This window comes from Streptomyces sp. SID5643, assembly GCF_009872555.1.
GTDB lineage: Bacteria > Actinomycetota > Actinomycetes > Streptomycetales > Streptomycetaceae > Streptomyces > Streptomyces iakyrus.
The window spans coordinates 1-2,230 of sequence record NZ_WWIC01000300.1 but is presented as its reverse complement, the minus strand read 5'-3'; the positions used below and the strand labels follow the sequence as shown (position 1 = coordinate 2,230).

Below are 2,230 nucleotides of genomic sequence, written 5' to 3'. Positions count from 1 at the left end.
CGGGAAACCAGCAACCGCGCCAGCCGGTTCGCCCGCGCGTCCAGCTCCGCGTACGACACCTCCACACCCTCGGCGACCACCGCCACCGCATCCGGCGTCCGCACCACCTGCGCCTCGAACAACCCCGGCACCGTCGAAGGCTCCACCACGGTCCCGGTGTCGTTCCACTCCGACACCACCTGCCGCAACCCGGCCTCGTCCAGGACCTGGACCGAGCCCAACGGCACATCCGGGCCACCGGCGAGCACCTGCTCAAGCGCTGATACCAGCCCCTCCACTGCTGTACGCACCAGCTCACCCACGGACTGCGGATCGACCGGAGTCACCGTGTGGACGTCCAGCGAGACGGAGTCCCCGTTGTCGTCGACCGAGACCATCAGCGGATAGTTGGTGCGCTCCCGGACGAATATCCTCCGGATCCCGTCGAGGCCCCCGTCGCGGCTCCCGTCCGTGCCGTCCTCGGAGCGGGAAGAGCGGGCAGAGGCTTCGGACCCCTGGTCGGTGTTGTGCCGATAGTTGAACAATGCGGTGAACAGCGGCGTATCGCCTGCCACTCCGCTGGCTCGCTGTGCCACGGCCAGGGGCGCGTGCTCGTGTTCGAGCAGCCCCGCCAGCTGGCCCCGCATCGCCGACACCGCCGCCGACACACCCACCGCGTCGGTGCGTACCCGCACCGGCAGCGTGTTCATGAACGGGCCGGGCACGCGCTCGGCACCCGCCCCGGCGTTCATCCGGCCGAACAGGACCGTGCCGAACACCACGTCTTCTCGGCCGCTGACCGCGGCCAGCACCCGCGCCCACGCCACATGCAGCACCGTCGCCGCGCTCACACCCGCCCGGCTTGCGGTCTCGCGCAGCCGCGTCTGGAGCTCCCGTGTGAAGGGGACCCGCGCACGTGCCGTGTCCGATCCGACGCCGCGCACGTCCACGAGTCCGAACGGCGCGGTCGGCTCGGTCACGTCACCCAGCAACTCGGCGAAGTACCGCTCATGCTCCGAGCTGTCCACGCCGGCACGGGCCTGCGCCACGAACTCCCGGAACGGCAGCGGGTCCACGAGCGTGTCGCCCCGCCCGGACAGGAGGGCCTGCACCTCCCCGAGCAGTACTTCCAGCGCGGTGTGGTCCTGCACCATGTGGTGGATCCGGACGACTGCCAGCCACCGGCCGTCCGCCGCACCCGCCACGTGCAGATCGATCAGCGGGGCCCGGTCCAGGCCCATCGACAAGCCGGCGGCCTCGAACAGCTGCTCGGCGAGCGGTACTTCGGCCTGGGGATCCAGCACCACTTCCCGTACGGGCAGCGTGGCGCGGCGCCACACCACCTGCACCGGCTCCCGCAGCCCCTCCCACATGATCGAGGTGCGGTAGATGTCGTGGCGGTCCACGACTCGCTGGAACGCGTCGACGAAGGCGTCGAGCCGCTCCCGCGAGTCGAATTCGACCGCTGTCGGGGTCACATAGGCGTCCTCGCCACCGTCGGCGAGGAGGTGGTGGTAGAGCAGGCCTTCTTGCAAGGGCGCGAGCGGATAGACATCCGCCACGTTCGCCGCGCCGCCTTCGACCGCGGCGACGATCCTCTCGACCTCGGCGGTCGAAAGGTCCACCAGCGGCAGCATCTCCGGCGTGATCACGGTCGCGTCCGCCGGAATCAGGTTCTCGGGTACGGCGACCTGTTCTGCGCCCACCGACCGCGCCAGTCCGGCCGGCGTCGACGTCTCGAACAGGGCCCGTACCGACACGGACACACCACGCGTCTGCAAGCGTGCCACCAGGCGGATCACGAGCAGGGAATGACCGCCGAGCCGGAAGAAGTCGTCGTCGACGCCCACGCTCTTCAGGCCGAGCACCTCGGCGAACGCGGCACACAGAATCTCTTCCCGTGCGTTGGCCGGCCCCCGGCCCGTCCCGGCCGCGAATGTCGGGGCGGGCAGGGCCGTGCGGTCCAGTTTCCCGTTGGCGTTGAGCGGCAGCGCGTCAAGGGCCACGATCGCGGAGGGAACCATGTGGCCGGGCAGGCTCGTGCCGACGAACTCGCCCAGCAGCGTGACCAGTTCGTCGTCGGCACCTTCGGCGGGTACGACGTAGGCGACCAGGCGCTTGTCGCCCGGGGTGTCCTCGCGGACGGTGACGACGGCCTGGGAGACCTGCGGATGCGCGGCGACGGCCGCCTGGACCTCACCCAGCTCGATCCGGAAGCCCCGTACCTTCACCTGCTCGTCGACCCGGCCCA

At 70.6% G+C, this 2,230-nt stretch carries 1 protein-coding gene; it reads right to left on the bottom strand.

From position 1 onward, the window contains the following. Nucleotides 1-2,230: condensation domain-containing protein (locus GTY56_RS32930; RefSeq protein WP_237525139.1), on the bottom strand; the 2,230-nt coding region annotated here is incomplete at both ends.